Raw genomic sequence first — 19,954 nt, 5'->3', positions numbered from 1 at the left:
TGCTTATCTCGGGGAGCTTGGGATATCCGCAGGCCATGACGAGGTTGCTGACGAACTTGTTTGAGGTGGATGGGGCTCTGACCCGGCGGGCGGCCTCCCGGATTCCGCCGGCTGTGGGCAAGGTGTTGTCGGTGGTGGAGGAGTCCGCGGAAAGCTCCAAGCTGTGGTGTGGCGCCGCCGCACTGATGGCATGGAAGGGCGGGTGGCGGGGACGCAGGGCGGCGGCCGCCGGAATGGGGGCACTGGTGCTGGCCCAACTGGTGTCCAACGGCATGTGCAAGCAACTGGCCGACCGCCCCAGGCCGCCCGCTGAGTGGATCCCGCACGACGAGGTCGCCGACCGCCCCGACTCGTCCTCGTTCCCCTCCGGACACACGGCGGCCGCGGTCGCCTTCACCGCCGCCGTCGCTCCCACGTGGCCGACCGCGGGCGCGCTGTGCGCGCTGCCGGCCGCCATGGTGGCCGTCGAACGGGTGCAGTCGGGCGCCCACTATCCCAGCGATGTCGCCGCCGGTGCCGCCGTCGGGCTGGCTGGTGCCTGGCTGGCGCGTCGTGCTCCGGCTCTGTTCCTGCGCCGCTGGCTGTAGCCGCCGAGACGAGACGCGACGTCGCGGCGTCGCGCCGTCCGGACGGGAGAGGGGATCGGGCCCGCAGGAGGACGGCGGCGCCGTGGGCGACCTCTGGCGCCCACGGCGACAGGGCGGGGTGAGGGTGCGCGTCGGCCCGCTCGAACCTGCTGAGCGGGCCGACGTCGCTGTGTGCCGGCAGCCCCACACCGCGGGCACACACGGGACAAGCCACCGTGGGCCGCCGCCGCGGCTCCCCAGAGGCCCATCGTGCGGGTAACCCGTATCCCACGGGGTAATCCTGGTGAGCCGTGACTCGTGAGGCCGAGGGTGTTCGGCCTCGCGCCTTCACGGACTCATCGGCCGCCCCTCGACATGGTCGAGGGGCGGCTCCGTCGCACCGCCGGCCGAGCGACCGGGGGACGTTGACCGGGGAACACGGTTCGACCTACCGTCGTCGCACGATGTGCCGGAACGTTCCGGCAGAGGAGCGGCGCCTGGCCGCGGAAGCGGAGCGACCCATGGGCCTGCCGTCCACGGACTGGCTGGTGCGACCCGTCGCACCGATCGACGACGCCACCGTGTCGGCCGTGCTGGCGACCCGGTTCGGGGTGCGGGGCACCGTGCGGGACCTGGGGAGTCAGCAGGACCGCAACTACCGGGTGCGCGGCGAGGCGGCGGAGTACGTCCTCAAGGTCGCCAACCCGGCCGCGCAGACGGCCGAGCTGAGGGCCCAGTGCGACGCGGTGGAGCACCTGACCCGTGCGCTGCCCGGTCTCCGGCTGCCCCGGGCAATCCCCGGCGTCGACGGTGACGTGGTGCAGCCCTTCAGCGCGGACGGAGTCGAACTCGCCTGTCGGCTCCTGGACTTCGTGCCGGGTGAGCCGATCATGGACAGCCGCTACCTCGCCCCCGCCGTCGCCGCCCGCCTCGGTGAACTCGCCGGGCAGACCACCGCAGCCCTCGCCGACTTCACCGCCCCCGATCCCGACCGCTTCCGGCCGTGGGACCTGCGCAACGCCCTCCACGTGATCGAGGCCCTCGCCCCGCACTGGCCCGACCGGGCCCGCGCCGACCAGGTGCTGAGCGCCGCCCGCACCGCGTACGCCCTAGTCGAACCCCACGCGAAGGACCTGCCGGTCCAGTTCGTCCACGGTGACATCACCGACAACAACGTCGTCTGCGAGACGGCCGAGGACGGCCGGCGGATGCCCGTCGGCGTGATCGATTTCGGGGACCTCGGCACCGGCTGGGCCGTGGCGGAACTCGCGGTCACCTGCACCTCCGTCCTGCACCACCACGGCACCGGCCCCGCCTCCGTCCTGCCCGCCGTCCGCGCCTTCGACGCGGAACGCCCGCTCTCCGACGGGGAGTTGGCCGTGCTGTGGCCGCTCATCGTGCTGCGGGCTGCCGTCATGGTGGTCAGCGGGCAGTACGACGTTCTCCAGGACCCGGGCAACGGTTACGCGTCCGACGCCCTGGACCGGGAGTGGACCATGTTCGAGTCGGCCGTCTCCGTCCCGGCGGAGGTGATGACGGCCCAGCTGCGGGAGGCACTCGGCCGCCCCCTGCCGCGGGTCGCCGTCGTGCCCGCCCACCGCATGCTGCCGGACCTGCCCCACGACATACCGGCGCTCGACCTCTCGGCGCAGAGCGACGACCTGCACACGGGCCGATGGCTGGAGGCGGACGCCGAGGTCGCCCTGGCCTCCGTCCTGCCCGCCGTCCGCACCCGGCACGGCGAGTTCCGCCTGACCCGGACCACGATCGACACCATGGACGCCCCCGCGACCTGCGCCCTCGGAGTCGACCTGCATCTCGCGGACCCGCTGGAGGTGCGCGCGCCCTGGGCGGGCACGCTCACCCGGCACGCCGACGGCACGCTCGACCTGCGTGGCGAGGGACCGGTCCTGCGGCTGTACGGCGTGGACGGTCCGGCCGCATCCGGCCCGATCGCCGCCGGAGAGCCCCTCGGCACAGTCGCCGAACGGGAGGGCAGGCACACCCTCGGCCTCCAGCTGTCGACCCTGGCCGACCGGCACCCACCCCGTTTCGCCACCCCGGACCTGGCCGCCGGCTGGCTGGCGGTGAGCCCGGATCCGACGGCACTGATCACCGGGCAGGGCCCGGGGGAGCCGTCAGCCGACCAGGATCTCCTCGACCGCCGCGACCGCGCCTTCGCCACCGTGCAGGAGCACTACTACGACGAGCCGCCCCGCATCGAGCGCGGCTGGCGCCACCACCTCGTCGACATCCAGGGCCGCGGCTACCTCGACATGCTCAACAACGTGACCATCCTCGGCCACGGCCATCCCGCACTGAGCGACGCCGTGCACCGGCAGTGGCAGCGCCTGAACACCAACTCCCGCTTCCACTACGGCGCGGTGGTCGAACTCTCCGAGCGGCTCGCCGCGCTCCTGCCCGCCGGCCTGGACACCGTGTTCCTCGTCAACAGCGGCTCCGAGGCCGTGGACCTCGCCCTGCGCCTGGCCTGGGCGGCGACCGGACGGCAGGACACGGTCGCGGTCGAGGAGGCGTACCACGGCTGGACCTACGCGAGCGACGCTGTCTCCACCTCGATCGCGGACAACCCGAACGCCCTGACCTCGCGCCCGAGTTGGATCCACACCGTCGCCGCACCCAACTCCTACCGCGGCCGCCACAGGGGCGCCGAGGCACGGCGGTACGGTCCTGAAGCCGCCGCGCGGATCACCGAACTCGCCGAACAGGGCCACCCGCCCGCCGCGTTCATCTGCGAGCCCTTCTACGGCAACGCGGGCGGCCTCCCCCTCCCGGACGGCTATCTCGGGCAGGTCTACGACGCCACCCGCGCCGTCGGCGGTCTCTGCGTCGCGGACGAGGTGCAGGTCGGCTACGGCCGACTCGGCACCCACTTCTGGGGGTTCGAGCAGCAGGGCGTCGTACCGGACATCGTCACCGTCGCGAAGGGGATGGGCAACGGGCATCCGCTGGGCGCCGTGATCACCCGGCGCGAGATCGCCGACGCCTACCGTACGCAGGGCTACTTCTTCTCCTCGGCCGGGGGCAGCCCGGTCAGCAGTGTGGTCGGGCTGACCGTGCTCGACGTACTGCGGGACGAACGGCTCCAGGACAACGCCCTGGAGACGGGCGGGTACTTGAAGGGGCGGCTGGAGGAACTCGCCGCCCGGCACCCGCTGATCGGCGCGGTGCACGGCTCGGGGCTGTATCTGGGCGTCGAGTTCGTCCGGGACCGCGAGACCCTGGAGCCGGCGACCGAGGAGACCGCCGCGATCTGCGACCGGTTGCGGGAGCTGGGCGTGATCGTCCAGCCGACCTCGGACCGGCAGTGCGTACTCAAGATCAAGCCGCCGCTGTGCCTGACCCGGCAGAGCGCCGACGTGTTCGCCGCCGCACTGGACGACGTGCTGACCCACGGCTGGTGAGGCAGGGTGCCGACCGGAAGCCGCCGTCTGCCGACCGGACCGGACGCGCCCGCCACCATCGCCGACGTCGCCCGTGAAGCGGGGGTCTCCAAGACCACCGCGTCGGACGCGCTGCGGGGCCACGGCCGGGTGTCCGACGCGACCCGCCGGAGTGTCCTGGACACCGCCCGGCGCCTGGGATACGCGCCCAACCGCAGCGCCCGCAGCCTGCGCACCTCCGTGACGGACACCATCGCGCTCCACATCCCCGAGTTCCTCACCGGCGCCGAGTACTACATGTCGTTCGTGTTCGGCGTCGCCGAACAGGCCGCGCGCGCCGGGCTGAACGTGACACTGGTGTCCTCCGGCCGTCTCCCGCAGGTCGACGGGCTGATCCTGTGCGACCCGATGCCGGAGAACCCGGTCGTGGGCCGGCTGATGAGCGCGGGGATCCCGGTCGTCACCGCCGAGCGCTTCGGCGGCGACGCACAGCCCACCGGTGTGATCTGGTCCGACCACGAGACAGCCCTGACGGAACTCCTCGACCACCTGCGCGCGAGGGGCGCCCGTCGGCCCGTGTTCATCGCCTCCGACACCACCGCCGACTGGGCTCTCACCCTCCAGCGCACCTACGCGCGCTGGTGCGCCCGGCACGACATCCAACTGCTGCTGCGCAAAGCGCCGTTCGGCTCCCCACCGGAGGCGCTCCGGGGTGTCGTGCGGGAGTTGCTCGTCGAGAATCCGCATACCGACGCGATCGTGTGCGCGGCCGACGGAGCCGCGGCGGCCGTCCTGCCGGAGATCCGGTCTGCGGGCCGGGTGGTGGGCGAGGACCTGCTGCTGGTCTCCTGCGTCGACAGCCTGGCGATGCGGACGGCGGAGCCGCCGATCACGGCGATCGACCTGAGGCCCCGTCACATGGGTGCGGAATGCGTCCGGTTGCTCCGCGAGATACTCACCGGCGAAACTCCGCCCGGTACCGCCCGCACCCTGGCCATCGAGATGATCGTCCGGGCGTCCACGCGTTCGTGACGCGTCAGGACCGGGGGCGGCATTGCTCTCAGCGCCCCGGCGGGCCGCTGCTCGCGCGGATCACGAGGTCGACGGGCACGAGCGAAGCCGGGTGCGGCGGTTCGGCCGAGTCGTCGATGCGGCTCAGCAGGAGTCGCAGTGCGCGGGTGCCGATCTCCGCGAAGTCCGTCCGCACGGTGGTCAGCGGCGGCAGCAGATGCGCCGCCTCGGGGATGTCGTCGTAGCCCACCACGCTGATCTCGCCCGGCACCGAGCGGCCCGCCTCGTGAAAGGCGTGCAGGGCTCCGAGAGCCATCTGGTCATTGGACACGAACACCGCGGTGACGTCCCTGCGCCGGGCCAGCCGGCGCCCCAGGTGGTAGCCGGCGTCGGCGCTCCAGTCGCCGAACAGCGGCTCGGGGACCGGCGCACCGGCCGCCTCCAGCGTGGAGTGCCAGCTCGCCAGACGCTGGTCGGCGGAGGTCCAGCCGCTCGGTCCCGCGATGTGCCAGACGGTCGGGTGGCCCAGCGCCAGCAGATGCTCGGTGGCCTTGCGGGCGCCCTCCCGCGAGTCACCGGTGACCCGCTCGGTCTCCGCGTCGAAGCCGTTCTCCAGCACCACCAGCGGGGTGTCGAGCCGGGTGTCCGCCAGCGCGCGGCCCACCCACAGCTGCGGGGCGATGGCGATCACCCCGTCCGCGCCCTCGGCCGAGAGCCGGTCGACCGCCTCGACGACCGTGTCGTGCTCGGCCGTGTCCAGGGAGATGGAGCTCAGCAGATAACCGGCCTCCTGGGCAGCGGTGTTGACGGCGGTCAGGATCGCGGCCGGTCCGTAGCGCGCCGCGTCGAAGGTGATGACCCCGAGCATCCGGGTCCGCCCGCTGGCCAGCGACCGGGCGCTGCGGCTGGGCCGGTAGCCGAGGGTCCGCATGGCCGTCAGGACCGCCTCGCGGGTCTCGGGGCGGACGGACGGATGCTCGTTCAGCACCCGGGAGACGGTCTGCTTGGAGACACCGGCCAGCCGGGCCACGTCGTCCATCACCGGGCGCGAGCCGGCGAAGTTGCGTCGGCTGCGCCCCTTCGGAACGGCTCCCTCGGCGGCGCTTGGGGTCATGGTGGCGGTTCCTCGACGTGGTGGTGGCGGTGGTACGACGGTCCCGGCCCGCCCCGGGAGCACAGCATAGGCGGGCCGGTCCGAGGGCCCGGCGGTGGCGACGGGCCCCGGAGCAGGTCAGCCCGCCCGGACCGACCAGGTGTGCCTGGTGATCCACTCGGCGTGGGTGACGGCGGCCGGCCCCCGGTCACCCGCCTGCTCCGGCAGGTAGACCGGCGCCTGCGCGTGCAAGGGCAGCACCCGCAGCCGCAGACCCTCCGCCCTCAGCGCGTCGGCGGGCATCCGGTCCAGGCCGATGTCCCAGACCCGCCCCGAGCAGAACTGGTCGGCGACCAGCGTGTCTCCGATGTACGCCCGCCCCACGTCCCCGCTCCAGTGCAGCCGCAGCAGCGTCCCCGGCGGCAGCCCGTCCGGCACCTCGACGTGGTACTCGGCGGCCACGGTGTCGAAGTACTTGTCGGCCGGCGCGCTCGCCCGGCCCTGGACACCGGTGACGGTCTCGGGGGCGGGGCCGGCGGCCCGCACGAGACTGACCTCGGCCGCAAAGCCCTCGCGGGTCGACGCCGCCGAAACCGCGAAACGGCTGAACACCCCGTCCGTGACCGCCTCCGCCGCCACCCCGTCCACCACGAGCGACCCCTCGGGCGCGGGCAGTACGGCGAACGACGTGGCGGTCCCCGAACCGTGCAGCCGTACCTCGTCCCGGTCGAAGACCACCCCGTCCCGGCTCAGCACCAGCCGCACGGCGCCCCATGCCGTGCCGCGGTAGGCGGTACGGGCCGCCGCAGCGTCCAGTACCAGCAGGCCGGCCCGCCGGCCGTCGGCCGTGTCCACCTCGACCAGGGCGTCGGTGCCGGGACGCAGCCCGGTCACCAGCAGCCGGTCACCGACCGGGGTGACGGCGCCGGTGGGCGTGTGCACAGCCGACACCGTGGCCGCGTCCAGGGCGAGTTCGGGCGCGATGCCCTCCGTCGCGGCCAGCACCAGGACCGTACGGCCGTCGACGTCGACCGTGCACACCGGCTGGGCGGTGGCCCACTCCAGCCGCAGACCGGCCACGTCGAGACGCAGCGGCCAGCAGAAGTACGCGCCGCTCGGAACCGTGACGGGAGCGCTGGGCAGGTTCAACTCGACTTCGACGGAAGGGAATTCGACCGTGAACGACGTCTCCGGGTGCTCCGGGAGCTGCTCGTGCGGCTGGTGGTTGTTGACGAACAGGAAGCCCGAGGCGCCGTCACCGCGCACCGCCCAGCGCAGGGTCTCCCGGTCGAACTGCCCGTCCGGTCGCCGCTCGGGCAGCACGGACCCCATGGGGGCGACCAGGTGCCCGAAGTCCGCCAACAGAAGGTGCTGGAGCCGGAGTTCGTGGTAGGTCCTGCGGTACTGGCCGTACTCGCCGAGCGGCGCCTGGAAGTCGTACGTCAGGACCGGCAGGTCGTTCGGGTAGCCGGTGGCGTGCGACTCCTGGAGGGTGCTGAGCTCACCGGCCGGGTTGGTGCCGCCGTGGAACATGTAGTAGCCCTGCCAGACCGAGCCGCAGCCGATCTTGGTCAGGCCGAGCGCCCCGATGTCGTCGGGGTCGACGTACGGCCGGCGGTGGTACGACACCGCCATGCCGCCGCCCAACTCGCAGGTGGCCCAGGGGAACCGGTCCGCGAAGGCGTCGGGCTCGCTGCCGCGCACGCGCACCGGGCGCAGATCGGATCCGATGCCCTCGTCGTCGCGCTGGTGGGTGAAGAAGAAGTGCTTGCGGCAGGTGTCGGGCCAGCCGCCGTCGGCCTCGGTCCAGAAGGCCTCGGTGTAGCCGCCGTACAGCGGAAGGAGCTCGTCGGGCGGGAGGTGGACACCACCCCAGGCGGTCGACGTCCACAGGGGTGCGCTGAGGCCGGCCTCCTGGGCCATCCGCTTGAGGGTCAGCAGATGGCCGGGCTGGTCGTAGAGCTCGTTCTCGATCTGGATGGCCACGATCGGGCCGCCGTGGGCGCGGTCGAGGCCCCTCAACTGATCGGCGATCGCCGCGAACCAGGGGCGTACTGCGTCCAGGTACACCGGGTCGTCGGTGCGGGGTGTGCAGTCGCGTGCCAGCACCCAGTCGGGCAGACCGCCGCCCCGGACCTCCGCGTGCGACCAGGGGCCGACGCGGGGGATGAAGTCCAGGCCGTGCCGGGCGCACAGCTCGGCGAAGCGGCGCAGATCACGGTCGCCGTCGAAGCGGACGCGGCCCTCGATCTCCTCGTGGTGGATCCAGATGACGTAACTGGCGACGGCGGTGACGCCGCCCGCCTTCATCTTCAGCAGCTCCTCCTCCCACTCCCCGGCGGGGTAGCGGGAGTAGTGGAACTCGCCGGAGACCGGGAACCAGGGGCGGCCGCCGCGGGTGAGCCAGCGGCTGGTCACCTCGATCGGGTCGGGCACCCCGGGGGCGTCCGCGAAGGGCAGGTGCCCGGTCAGCGGAGGCCCGGCGGGGGACGGGACACGCAGGCGGTGCGCCGGGGACATCAGTCGGTCTCCGGTCCGAGGTCGGGCGTGTCGGTGAGCTGGGCGCGGGTGCCGGTGGTGGCGTGCAGCTCAAGGAGCACCAGCTCGTTGGCGCCGGGGCGCAGGACGGGCGCGGGGACGTACAGCGTGTGCTGCGGGCCCCGGTTCCAGTAACGGCCGAGATGGAACCCGTTGACCCAGGCCTGGCCCTTGGTCCAGCCGGGCAGGGAGAGGAAGGTGTCCGCCGGGCTGCCCACCTCGAAGGTGCCCCGGTGGAAGGCGGGCACCGCGTCCGTGGTCGCCTCGGACGGGCCGAACGGCACGGCGGCCAGGTCGTCCAGCGGCACGGCCCGGCACTCCCAGCCGCGCAGCTCGTCGCCCTGGAAGGACACCGGGCCGAGCAGCCCCTTGGGCGCCCCGATGCGCGGCCCGTAGTTGACCCCGCCCATGTTCTCCACGAGGACTTCGAGGACAGCACCGGCGTGCGGCACCCGCACGGACAGTGTCTCGTCGTGCCGTTCCCGCTCCAGGACCCCGACGCAGGCGCCGTCCACGAAGACCTGCGCGCGGTCCCCGACCCCACCCGGGAAGTGCAGCAGACCGTCGCCGGAGCCGGGAAGCGTGGTGCGGTAGAGCACGTAACCGGTGTGCACGCCCAGGGCGTTCATCGTCACCGGCGTCTCCGTGTGCGTCGACGACAGCCCGCGCACATACGGCAGCAGCGGCGCCCGGTGGTCCAGGTCGACGTCGGTGAGCGGGAGTCTGGGCGCGATCGCCGGGGCCGGCTCGTCGGGCGTGGCCGTGTGCCGGGCGATGACCTCGCGGAACGCGTGGTACTTGGGGCCGGGGTCACCGCTCTCGGAGAGCGGGGCGTCGTAGTCGTAGGACGTGACGGTGGGCTCGTAGGCGTGCTTGTGGTTGGCGCCGTTGGTGAAGCCGAAGTTGGTGCCGCCGTGGAACATGTAGATGTTGACCGAGGCACCGGCCGACAGCAGGCGGTCCAGGTCGGCGGCGGCGTCGGTGGCGGACCGGACGTGGTGCGGACCGCCCCAGTGGTCGAACCAGCCGACCCAGAACTCCGAGCACATCAGCGGCCCTTGGGGCTGATGGGCGCGGAGCGCGGCCAGGTTCTCCTCGACCCGGCTGCCGAAGGTGACCGTGGCGAGCGTGCCGGGCAGGGTGCCGGCCGCCAGGTGCTCGGCGTTGGCCTGGTCGCAGGTGTACAGCAGCTCCTCGACACCACGGTCGCGCAGCGCCTGGTGGACGTGCTTGAGATACGCGGTGTCGTCGCCGTACGCCCCGTACTCGTTCTCCACCTGCACGGCGATCACCGGACCGCCGTGCGCGGCCATGAACGGCCGCAGTGCGGGCAGGAGTTGGTCGAGGTAACGGTCGAAGGCCGCCGTGAAACGGGGGTCGCTGCTGCGCAGCCGGATGTCGGGTTCCGCGAGCAGCCAGGCGGGCAGACCGCCGTCGTCCCACTCGGCGCAGATGAACGGCCCCGGGCGCAACAGGACATGGAGTCCCTCCTCCTGGGCGAGGCGCAGCCAGCGGGGCAGATCGAGGAAGCCGTCCAGGACCAGGGTGCCGGGTTCGGGCTCGTGGAGGTTCCAGGGCAGATACGTCTCGATGGTGTTGAGGCCCATCAGGCGGGCCTTGCGCAGCCGGTCGCTCCACTGGTCGGGATGGATCCGGAAGTAGTGCATGGCCCCGGAGATGATCCGGAACGGCTCGCCGTGCAGGAGGAAACCGTCGGAGGACGTCGTCAGAGCGGGCATGCGGGGCAAGCCTTCCAGTCAGCGGGTATCAGTGAGTTCGGGTACTGCGGATGAGCCAGAGCGTGGCGGCGAGACACAGCGCCGAGACACCACTCAGCAGAAGCGGAACGGCCCGGATCCCGGACCACTCGATGGCCTTGCCCAGCGCCGGCCCCGCCGCCACACCGCCGATCATCGACGCGGCGATGACCAGCGCGCCGGCCCGTCGCGCGCCGGGGGCGGCCCGGTGCAGCCAGGGCAGACCGGTCGGGAAGATCGGCGCGATGAACAGACCGACACCGGCGTAGGCGTAGGGCGCCAGCTCCCCGACGGACGCCAGGAGCAGACAGACCGTCATGCCCGCGCAGGACACGGTGATGATGGCCTGTGCCGAGAACCGCAGCGCGATCGGAGCGACCAGGAAACGGCCCACCGTCATCATCAGCCAGTAGACGGAGGTGGCGGTCGCGGCCACTCCGGCGCCGTATCCGACGGTCTCCAGATGGGTGGGCTCCCAGCCTCCGACGCCCGCCTCGATCCCCACGTGCAGGACGTAGAGCGCGACGAACACGGAGAGCACCGAGGCCAGGCTGCGGCCGAGAGCGCCGGGGGAGTCGGGAGCGGTTCCGGACGGCTGCGGTGCCCGGTCCCGTACGCCCTTCAGGCACAGCAACAATGGCAGGTTGGCGAGCGCGAAACCGAGGAAGACCGCCGGATAGTGCCCGGCGCCCACCACGCCGATCAGCGCCGGACCGAGGATCGCGCCCACGCCGAAGTGCGCGTTGAGAATGTTCAGCATCGCGGTGGAACGGTGGCCGAAGCCGACCGCGAACAGCTGGTTCAGGCCGTAGTCGATGCCGCCGAAGCCGAGTCCCGCGAGGAGTGCGGCGGTCAGGGCGGTCGGCCAGTTCGGCGCGAGCGCGAAACCCGCCGCGCCGACCGCCATCAGCAGGTACGAGGCGCCCAGGATCCGCCGGTTGCCGATCCGCCCGAAGAGCCGGTCGAACAGCAGGACCCCGGCCACCCCACCCACGAAGTGGGCGCTCAGTCCGAGTCCTGCTCCGGAGGGCGACAGGCCGAACTCCTCGCGGAACGCGGGGATCGTCGGACCGTACAGCGCCTGGAGCGCGCCGATGAGCACGAAGCCGACGCAGGAAGCGACCACTGCGGCCGGGCTGAAGACCGGAGTGCGCGCGGGCGCCAGTGTCGAGGACATGGACGTTCATGTTACCGGTAACATGCGGGCCGTCAAGATCCGCGACCGAACGGGGCTGGAATGTGCGGGATTGGACTGGTGGTCCAGCTTCTGGATTGGTAGTCTAGAGGGACTGGTGGAGGGAGGAGTCGATGGAGGCCGAGCGGGACGCGATCATTGCCGCGCTCACATCGGTGGTCGGCGGAATCGCGGCGACCTTCGAGCCGGTGTGCGAGGTCGTGCTGCACGACTACCGCAAGCCGGAGAAGTCGGTGGTGGCCATCGCCGGCTCGGTGACCGGGCGCACCGTGGGCGGCGCGATGAGCCAGATCGGGATGCGGATGGTCGCCCGTGGCGACGAGGCGGCCGACGAGCTGAACTACGTCACCCGGACCGACACCGGCAAGCTGGTCAAGTCGTCGACGATGCTCCTGCGCGACCCCTCGGGCGCGGTCTTCGGCGCGTTGTGCGTCAACGTCGACGTCACCGCGGCCAGCGAGGTCCACGCCCTGCTGGGAGCCCTCGCCGGGATCGGCGCGGTCCCCGAGGAACCGCCCGTCACCACCTTCGGTGACGACATCGACTCCGTCGTGGACGTCATGCTCGACGCGCACCGGCATCAGTCATGGGCACTGCTCGACCGGGCCGGGCGCCTGGAGCTGTTCCGGAGCCTGGACGAACGGGGCGTGTTCGCGGTCCGGCGGGCGATCGAGCAGGTGGCCGGGCGCCTCGGCATCTCCCGCGCCTCCGCCTACAGCTATCTGTCCCAGTCCCGAAAACAGGCGAACAACACGGGAGGGTACTCGTGACGGCCACCACCCCGCCGGTCACCCTGGACGACGTCCGGGACGCGGCCGCCCGGCTCAGGGGCGTCGCCCACCGCACACCGGTGCTGCGCTCGCGGACCCTCGACGCGCTGGTCGGCGCCGAGGTCTTCCTCAAGTGCGAGAACTTCCAGCGGGTCGGTGCCTTCAAGTTCCGCGGCGCCTACAACGCCGCCTCGCGGCTGACGCCGGAGCAGCTCGCCCGGGGCATCGCCGCCTACTCCTCCGGGAACCACGCCCAGGCGGTCGCCCTGGCCGCCCGCGAGCTCGGCACCACCGCGGTGATCGTCATGCCCGAGGACGCCCCGGGCTCCAAGCGGGCGGCCACTGAGGGCTACGGCGCCGAGATCGTCACGTACGACCGCTACACCGGCGACCGCGAGGTCATCGCCGAGGCGCTGGCCGCCGAGCGGGGCCTGGCGCTCATCCCGCCGTACGAACACCCGCATGTGATGGCGGGACAGGGCACGGCCGCCCTGGAACTTCTGGAGGAGACGGGGGAGTTGGGTGCGCTCCTCGCGCCGGTCGGAGGCGGCGGACTGATGGCGGGGTGCGCGACCGCCGCCAAGGGCCTGCACCCGGGTATCCGCATGATCGGCGTGGAGCCGGAGGCCGGCGACGACACCAGGCGGTCCCTGGAGGCGGGGCGGCGCATCAGCATCCCGGTGCCGAAGACCATCGCCGACGGACAGGCCCTGCACACCCCCGGCGAGCTGACCTTCTCGGTGAACCGGCGGCTGGTCGACGAGATCGCGCTGATCTCCGACGACGAGATCCGCGCGGCCATGCGGTTCGCCTTCGAACGCCTGAAGATCGTCGTCGAGCCGAGCGGCGCGACCCCGCTGGCCGCCCTGCTGAGCGGCCGGGTGAGGAGCCTTCCGGACCGGGTCGGAGTGATCGTCTCCGGTGGCAATGTCGACGCGGAGCGCTTCGCGCGGCTCTGCGCGAGCGAGAGCGGGGACGAGGGCGGGGACGAGGCCTGACCGGGCGCCCTCACCCGAATGGCAGGCCCGACTGGACAGGCGGACGATGGAGTGATGGGGCTCGGACCCCGCCGGTGCCGCCCAGGAAGGGTGGGAGACGGAGACCGGCCCCGGCCGTACCGCAACACGGCCGGAAGGGAGAGCCGTCATGTTTGAGGTGAAGACGCTCGACAAGCCGGACGAGCGCCGTGATTTCCCGCGTGGCCACCTCGAAGCGGTCCACATGAGCGGACTGGACTTCGCCGTGGGGACGTTCGAACCGGGCTGGCGCTGGTCCGAGTCCGTGGCACCCATCGCGGGCACCAAGAGCTGCGAGGTCCACCACAACGGCTATGTGGTCCAGGGCCGAATGCACGTCGTCATGGACGAGGGCGGCGAGGGTGAAGTGGGCCCCGGCGACATCTTCGTGCTGGCACCCGGGCACGACGCCTGGGTCGTCGGCGACGAGCAGTGCGTGGTCTACGACTTCGCGGGCGGCATGGCGAAGGACTACGCGAAGGGCGGCTGAGGCACGCCGGTACCCGACCGTCGTCGCCCGCACCGTGACGTCACGGCTCACACCGTGGCCGCTCACACCGTGACGACGATCTTCGCGCGCGCGTGCTCCACCTCCAGATGACGGACGGCCTCGGCCGCCTCGCCCAGCGGATACACCCGCTCGACGGCCGGGGCGATCTTCCCTGCCTCGGCGAGTTCCCGCAGGGCCCGGAGGTTGTCCTTGCGCGCCTTCGCCGGGAGTTGGAGCAGCCGTTGCCGGATGAAGGGGGAGAGGAGCAGTCCCCGCAGCGTGAGCCGTACCGGGCCGAGGACGCTGCCGCCCTCGTACACACCCCCGCCGGACAGGACGACCGATCCGGCGGGGGCCGTCGCGCGCCGCAGATCACCCAGTGAGCGATTGCCGACCAGGTCCAGTACGACGTCGTAGCGGCGCCCGGCGCGGGTGAAGTCCTCCCGGTTGTAGTCGACGACCTGGTCCGCCCCCAGCGACCCGACGAGCTCGACGTTGCGCGCGGCGCACACACCGGTCACCTCGGCGCCGTACGCCTTCGCGATCTGCACGGCGAAGGTCCCCACGCCGCCCGACGCACCGTTCACCAGGACGGACTGCCCGGCCCGTACTCCGGCCACGTCCCGCAGGCCGATGAGTGCGGTGTTCGCGGCCAGCGGCATCGCGGCCGCCTGCTCGAAGGAGAGGCCGGCGGGCTTGAGGTCCGTCTCGCTGTCCTTGGCGCACACGAACTCGGCGAAGGTCCCGTCCGCCTCGCCGTACACCTCGTCGCCGGGGTGCAGCCCCTTGACCTCGGCGCCGACCGCCTCGACGCGCCCGGCGAAGTCCCGGCCCCGGATCCGCACCTTCGGCGCGCGCAGCCCGAACGACAGCCGGGCGATCTTCGGGTCGCCGTGCAGGTAGTGCCAGTCGTACGCGTTGACCGAGGCAGCGTGCACCCGCACGAGCACCTCGTCCGCGGTCGGCACCGGCTGCTCGACCTCCCTCAGCTCCAGTGTGTCCGCCGAGCCGTACCGGTCCTGGACGACTGCCTGCATGGGACCCCCTCCGTCGCTTCGGAGCGTAGGGAAGGGGGCTCGCCTTGCCATCGGAAACCGATCGGTTTACTGTGATGGTCGTACTTAAACCGATCGGTTTCTCGACACAAGGATACCCATGACCACCATCGAAGGTTCCGTCGCCCTGGTCACCGGCGGCAGCCGCGGCATCGGCCGGGCGCTGGTGACCGCCCTGTACGAGCGTGGCGCCAAGAAGGTGTACGCCACCGCCCGCGACCCGCGTACCGTCACGCATCCGGACGCGGTGCCGCTGGCCCTGGAGGTGAGCGACCCCGCTTCCGTCGCGGCCGCGGCCGAACAGGCCCAGGACGTCACCCTGCTGATCAACAACGCCGGCGCGTCCGTGAACGCGAGCTTCCTGGACGCCCCCGTCGAGGACGTCCGCCGCGAGTTCGAGACCAACTTCTACGGCCCTCTCCTCGTGACCCGCGCCTTCGTGCCGGTCATCGAACGCAACGGCGGCGGTCACATCCTGAACGTCCACTCGGTGCTGTCGTGGCTCGGTGTCGCCGGCTCCTACAGTGCCTCCAAGGCGGCCCTGTGGTCGCAGACCAACTCCCTGCGCCTGGACCTGAAGCCGCGCGGCATCGAGGTCACCGGGCTGCATGTCGGGTACGTCGACACGGACATGACCGCGAAGATCGACGCCCCGAAGGTCACTCCCGAGAGCGTGGCCGCGCAAGCCCTCGACGGCATCGAGTCCGGCGCCTTCGAGGTGCTCGCCGACGACCTGACCCGACAGGTGAAGGCCGGACTCGCCGCGGATCTCGGCGCGCTGTACCCGCAGCTGACGGCCTGAGCCTCCTGGACACGCGTGGTCTCGGTGTCGGTGGTGTCGGCGGTGTCGGCGCCGTGGTGGTCGCCTGGCCGGGTAGCAGAGCAGGAATCCGCCACCGATCCAGCCGACCGGGATGAGCGCGCCTCGCCCGGGCAAAAGACTCGGCGAGCGGCGAGGATGCCAGGGCTGCGGGCTGCGGGCTGCGGGCGAGGCGAGCGACGGGTCGGCCGGTCGACGGATGCGCCCACCGGGCGCGTACCGGCCCGCGGTCCCAGCCCGGCCGGCCTCCGAGGCGGGACGGCACGGGGGTGCCGGGCCGCCGAACCCGTCGCAGAGTTCGGCGGCCCCGCCCCACCCGCTGACCGGGATCGCCGGCCGGGGCGTGGAACGCGGCAACATGAGCCTCGGCGTCGTCGCCACGGTGATCGACTCGTCCATGAACGCGGTGTCGACGAGACGGCCGGGGAGTCTGCAACCGCCCGCCCTCGCGCACGGCCTCATTGCCGACCGGCAACCCGGCACGGACGGCGTCCAGCGCGTCCGCGTCCCGCCCGGACAGCTCGTGGCAGGTGGCGATGGCCCTGGCGGCAGGCAGCGACGGCCCTGGCGGCGGGCGGCCCGGAAGCCGCTCGTCAGATCGGCAGCAGCCGTCCCACCAGCGCGCTGAGCTGCCGGACATTGCGGCACTCGTGCATCTCCACCAGCTCGGCGTACTCGTACGCGGCGGAGTCACCCGTGCCCCACTGCGCACGTGCCTCCGGGTTCAACCAGTAGACGCGGCGCGCCCGTTCGGCGATCTCCCGCACGGCGGCCAGGTTCGGGTCGCTCATGTTGGTGCGGGCGTCGCCGAGGACGAACACCGTCGCGCGCGGGGTCAGCGCATCCCCGTACAGCGACGCGAACTCGCCCAGCGCGACACCGTAGTCGCTGCTGCCGTGCCACCCGGTGAGCGTGGCCTCGGCCCGGATGCGGGCGCCGAGCCCCTCCACGTCGGCCGCCCCGTGTTCGAGGAGCCGGGTGACCTCGTCGATGCGGTTGACGAAGGCGAACACCCGCACCTTGCTGAACTGGTCGTGCAGCGCCTGCACCAGCAGCATCGTGAAGTCCGAGAACCCCGACACCGAGCCCGACACATCGCACAGCAGCACCAGTTCGGGACGGGCCGGCCGGCGCCTGCGCAGCACCGGCTTCATCGGCACCCCGCCCGTCGACAACGAACCGCGCAGAGTCCGCCGTAGATCGATACTGCCCCGCGCCGCACGACGGCGGCGGGCCGCCAGCCGGGTGGCGAGCTTGCGGGCCAACGGCTGGACCGTGCGCCGCAGTTCGGCCAGCCGGTCCTTCCCGGCGAACAGGAAGTCGACCCGGTCGGTCGTCGGCGCCACCGCCCGCCGCGCGATCTCGTCCCTGTCCCGCCGCTCGGCCACCCGCCGCCGGGCCTCCGCCGCCACCAGCGTCCGGAACGCCTCGATACGCCGGCGGATCTCGTCCTCCAGCAGCCGGTCCGTGAACCCGGACATGCCCTGCCGCCCCCGCACGTCGTCACGGACGCGCGCGAGCAGGGTCTGCGGGCGCAGCCGGTCGAGCGTCTGGTACGACGACCAGCCGTCCGAAGAGGGGGAGTTGCCGTATCCGCCGAACCCGTCGACCGCCTCTGCCGCGAGGCGGGCCATCAGCGTCTCGTCGTTCGCGGCGAGGGCCTCGGCGAGACGCTCGCGCAGGTCCTCCCGGTCCGCGGGGCCGGTGTCGGGCGCGCCGACGCCCCGCGGGAAGTACAGGTCGAAGACGGGGTCGAACACCGGTCGTTGCGCCGTGCTGTGCAGCAGGGTCGCCGCCAGGCCCTCCCGCAGTCGCTCGCGGTCGGCGAATCCGAGTGCGTCGACGGCCTGCGCCGCGTCCACCGTCTCACCCGTCCCGATGCGCACGCCGTGCGCGCGCAGGGCGCCGACCAGGGAGGTGAGCCGCTCGGCGGTGCTCACACGGCGTCCAGGTCGAGCTTGGCCCCGGCCTTGAGGATGTCGTCCTGGTGCTTGAGGAGCACGCCCAGACTGTCCCGTACGACCGTCTCGTCGAGGTGGTCCGCGCCGAGCGCGAGGAGCGTGCGCGCCCAGTCGATGGTCTCCGCGACCGAGGGCACCTTGCGCAGGTCCATGGCCCTGAGCGCGCCCACGACCCGGACCACGGACCGGGCCAGCGTCTCGTCGAGCCCCGGCACCTTCAGCCGTACGATCCGCCGCTCCAGTTCCTCCTCCGGGAACCCGATGTGCAGGAACAGGCAACGCCGGCGCAGGGCCTCCGACAGCTCGCGGCTGGCGTTGGAGGTCAGGACGACGAAGGGGCGGCGGGACGCGGTGATCGTGCCCAGCTCGGGGACCGTGACCTGGAAGTCGCTGAGCACCTCCAGGAGCAGGCCCTCGACCTCGACGTCCGCCTTGTCGGTCTCGTCGATCAGCAGCACCTTGGGCTCGTCGCCGCGGATCGCCGTCAGCAGGGGCCGGGAGAGCAGGAACTCCTCGCTGAAGATGTCCGTGCGCGCCTCGTCCCAGGTCTCGTCCCGGCCGGCGCTGATCCGCAGCAGCTGCTTGGCGTGGTTCCACTCGTACAGCGCCCGGGACTCGTCCACGCCCTCGTAGCACTGGAGCCGGACCAGCCGCGCCCCGGCGACCTCGGCCACCGCCTTGGCCAGCTCCGTCTTGCCGACCCCCGCCGGGCCCTCGACCAGGAGCGGCTTGCCGAGCCGGTCGGCGAGGAAGACGGTCGTGGCGACCGCGGGTGAGGCGAGGTAGCCGGTCTCGGCGAGGCGTGCGGAGACGTCGTCGACGGATGTGAACAGCAACGGGGCCTCCAGGGCGGCGCGAACTCGTTCCGCCAACTATCTAAGCGCTTGTTCACCGGTTCTGTCACGTGGTGCGAGAACGGCCGGCGGGGGCGTCACCGAAGTGACGCCCCCGCCGGCCGGTGGTTCTCACGCTGCCAACGCCACCGCCTCCACCGCCGGCCTACGCAGCACCCTGCGGGCCGTGGCCAGGCTCGTCCCGATGGTCGCGGCCGACGCGATCGCCGCCACCGCCGGCCAGATGCCGATCCCCTGGTGGGGCAGCACCGAGTCGGTGCGGACGACCGTGAACGGAATGATCCCGGCCAGCGCCGCCACCGTGCCGAAGAACAGCCCGACCGCCGTGAGGATCAGCCCCTCCGCGCCCACCGTGCCCAGCACCTGCTTCGGACTCGCCCCGGCCAGCCGCTGCTGGCCGAACTCCCGGCTTCGGTACGTGGTCGCCGCGTACAGCGAGTTGACCAGCATCACGCACACGAACACGACGATGATGCCGACCACCGTCAGATTCAGCGTCTGAAGGTTCTTCGCGTCGACGCTCTTGACCGCACCCGAGGCCTTCATGGCGTCGCTCTCCACAGCCTGCATGTACAGCGTGGCGACGGACACCGCCGTGAACAGGATCAGCGACATCAGGATCCCGGAGAGGTGGTCCGCCCGCCGCCGCAGGTTCCGCACGGCCAGCCAGCCGCTCGCACCCGTCAGCGGCAACCGCTCCAGGACACCCTTCAGCAGCCGCGGCGCGAGCAGCGCGAACCCCACGGACAGCAGGATCGCCCCGTACGCCGGCGCCGCCATCAGCGCCTCGTCCGTCGCCGAGAAGGCGAAGGTGGAGAGCGCCGACACGGCCCCGAAGCCGAGCGCCGCGTACGCGAGGAAGGTCCGCGCCCGGCCCCGCTGCCGACGCGCGCGGGTGGCCCGTCGTACGGCGAGGAAGGCGGCGCCCGCCGCCGCGACCAGGGTGATGTCGACGCCCGACAGCAGCGCGACGGGACCGAAGGAGTGGTCGACGTTCGCCGCGACCTGCCCGCTGTCCTGGAAGACGTCCAGCAGTGCCTGCCCGCCGAACATCGCCGGACCGATGGCCAGGACGGCACCGACCAGGGCGACCGCCAGCGCCTCACCCACGACCATCCGGCCGATCTGCCCCGGCGTCGCCCCCGAGCAGCGCAGCAGCTCCAACTCAGCAGTGCGCTGGCGGACGTTGACCGTCAGTGTCGAGGCCACCGCGAAGAACACCAGGAGGGTGCCGTAGCCGCCGACCACACTCGCCGAGGTGGTCAGGATGTCCGAGCTCACCGGGTCGACACCCGGCCGGCCCGCCGTGTCGTACAGGGAGTTGAACGTCATGATGATCCCCGCGCCCAGGAAGGCGGCCAGCAGGGTCGCGAGGAACCGTCCGGGCCGTTGCCGTATCGACCGCATCGCCAGCATGAACATCG

15 protein-coding genes are annotated in these 19,954 nt (G+C 72.2%); 7 read left to right on the top strand and 8 right to left on the bottom strand.

What is annotated here, in order from left to right; genetic code table 11:
* The first annotated feature begins 35 nt into the window (after positions 1-35).
* The 3 genes from ABZT02_RS20220 to ABZT02_RS20210 all read left to right on the top strand — a co-directional run bounded on the left by ABZT02_RS20220 (position 36) and on the right by ABZT02_RS20210 (position 5,002).
* A complete protein-coding gene (locus ABZT02_RS20220) occupies positions 36-587 on the top strand; it encodes a phosphatase PAP2 family protein (protein WP_356019324.1) in 552 nt (183 codons plus the stop codon).
* A gap of 500 nt (positions 588-1,087) precedes the next feature.
* On the top strand, positions 1,088-3,991 hold the full coding sequence (locus tag ABZT02_RS20215; protein WP_356019323.1) for an aminotransferase: 2,904 nt from the start codon (positions 1,088-1,090) through the stop codon (positions 3,989-3,991).
* Between the two features lie 6 nt (positions 3,992-3,997).
* The gene (locus ABZT02_RS20210; RefSeq protein WP_356019322.1) at positions 3,998-5,002 is read left to right on the top strand and encodes a LacI family DNA-binding transcriptional regulator; all 1,005 of its coding nucleotides are present in this window, start codon (positions 3,998-4,000) and stop codon (positions 5,000-5,002) included.
* A 28-nt stretch (positions 5,003-5,030) separates the two neighbouring features.
* Here the strand turns inward: ABZT02_RS20210 and ABZT02_RS20205 are convergent, their stop codons facing one another.
* From ABZT02_RS20205 to ABZT02_RS20190, 4 genes are all read right to left on the bottom strand, one after another.
* Entirely contained in the window at positions 5,031-6,095 is a 1,065-nt protein-coding gene (locus ABZT02_RS20205) for a LacI family DNA-binding transcriptional regulator (RefSeq protein WP_356019321.1), read from the bottom strand.
* Between the two features lie 117 nt (positions 6,096-6,212).
* Positions 6,213-8,594 (bottom strand): beta-galactosidase, encoded by a 2,382-nt coding sequence (locus ABZT02_RS20200; protein WP_356019320.1) that lies wholly within the window; start codon positions 8,592-8,594, stop codon positions 6,213-6,215.
* Positions 8,594-10,351, bottom strand: coding sequence for a beta-galactosidase (locus ABZT02_RS20195; RefSeq protein ID WP_356019319.1), 1,758 nt, complete (start codon positions 10,349-10,351; stop codon positions 8,594-8,596). Before ABZT02_RS20195 ends, ABZT02_RS20200 begins: the two co-directional genes overlap by 1 nt.
* Before the next feature lie 28 nt (positions 10,352-10,379).
* A complete protein-coding gene (locus ABZT02_RS20190; RefSeq protein ID WP_356019318.1) occupies positions 10,380-11,546 on the bottom strand; it encodes an MFS transporter in 1,167 nt (388 codons plus the stop codon).
* Positions 11,547-11,677: 131 nt separating this feature from the next.
* Here ABZT02_RS20190 and ABZT02_RS20185 point away from each other — a divergent pair, with 131 nt between their 5' ends.
* The 3 genes from ABZT02_RS20185 (at position 11,678) to ABZT02_RS20175 (ending at position 13,840) form a co-directional block, all read left to right on the top strand.
* Positions 11,678-12,334: a PAS domain-containing protein gene (locus ABZT02_RS20185; RefSeq protein WP_356019317.1), complete on the top strand. Its 657-nt coding sequence runs from the start codon at positions 11,678-11,680 to the stop codon at positions 12,332-12,334.
* Positions 12,331-13,332 carry a threo-3-hydroxy-L-aspartate ammonia-lyase gene (locus ABZT02_RS20180; RefSeq protein WP_356019316.1) on the top strand — a complete coding sequence of 334 codons (1,002 nt, stop codon included), beginning with the start codon at positions 12,331-12,333 and terminating at the stop codon, positions 13,330-13,332. The genes ABZT02_RS20185 and ABZT02_RS20180 overlap by 4 nt, the downstream gene beginning before the upstream one ends.
* 148 nt (positions 13,333-13,480) lie before the next feature.
* Positions 13,481-13,840: a cupin domain-containing protein gene (locus ABZT02_RS20175; RefSeq protein ID WP_356019315.1), complete on the top strand. Its 360-nt coding sequence runs from the start codon at positions 13,481-13,483 to the stop codon at positions 13,838-13,840.
* Positions 13,841-13,902: 62 nt separating this feature from the next.
* On the opposite strand, the gene ABZT02_RS20170 is transcribed toward ABZT02_RS20175, so the two are convergent.
* Entirely contained in the window at positions 13,903-14,877 is a 975-nt protein-coding gene (locus ABZT02_RS20170) for an NAD(P)-dependent alcohol dehydrogenase (RefSeq protein WP_356019314.1), read from the bottom strand.
* Positions 14,878-14,995: 118 nt separating this feature from the next.
* Between ABZT02_RS20170 and ABZT02_RS20165 the strand changes: the two genes are divergently transcribed.
* The gene (locus ABZT02_RS20165; RefSeq protein WP_356019313.1) at positions 14,996-15,697 is read left to right on the top strand and encodes an SDR family oxidoreductase; all 702 of its coding nucleotides are present in this window, start codon (positions 14,996-14,998) and stop codon (positions 15,695-15,697) included.
* 611 nt (positions 15,698-16,308) lie between these two features.
* Here ABZT02_RS20165 and ABZT02_RS20160 read toward each other — a convergent pair.
* The 3 genes from ABZT02_RS20160 to ABZT02_RS20150 form a co-directional block, all read right to left on the bottom strand.
* A complete protein-coding gene (locus tag ABZT02_RS20160; RefSeq protein ID WP_356019312.1) occupies positions 16,309-17,655 on the bottom strand; it encodes a VWA domain-containing protein in 1,347 nt (448 codons plus the stop codon).
* Positions 17,652-18,509 (bottom strand): MoxR family ATPase, encoded by an 858-nt coding sequence (locus tag ABZT02_RS20155; protein ID WP_356019362.1) that lies wholly within the window; start codon positions 18,507-18,509, stop codon positions 17,652-17,654. The genes ABZT02_RS20160 and ABZT02_RS20155 overlap by 4 nt, the downstream gene beginning before the upstream one ends.
* Positions 18,510-18,641: 132 nt before the next feature.
* Positions 18,642-19,952 (bottom strand): ABC transporter permease, encoded by a 1,311-nt coding sequence (locus ABZT02_RS20150; RefSeq protein ID WP_356019311.1) that lies wholly within the window; start codon positions 19,950-19,952, stop codon positions 18,642-18,644.
* Between the last annotated feature and the right edge of the window lie 2 nt (positions 19,953-19,954).

The organism is Streptomyces sp. NPDC005402 (genome assembly GCF_040606575.1).
Classification (GTDB): domain Bacteria; phylum Actinomycetota; class Actinomycetes; order Streptomycetales; family Streptomycetaceae; genus Streptomyces.
The sequence above is the reverse complement of the archived record's forward strand: the minus strand, read 5'-3'. Positions and strand labels throughout refer to the sequence as shown.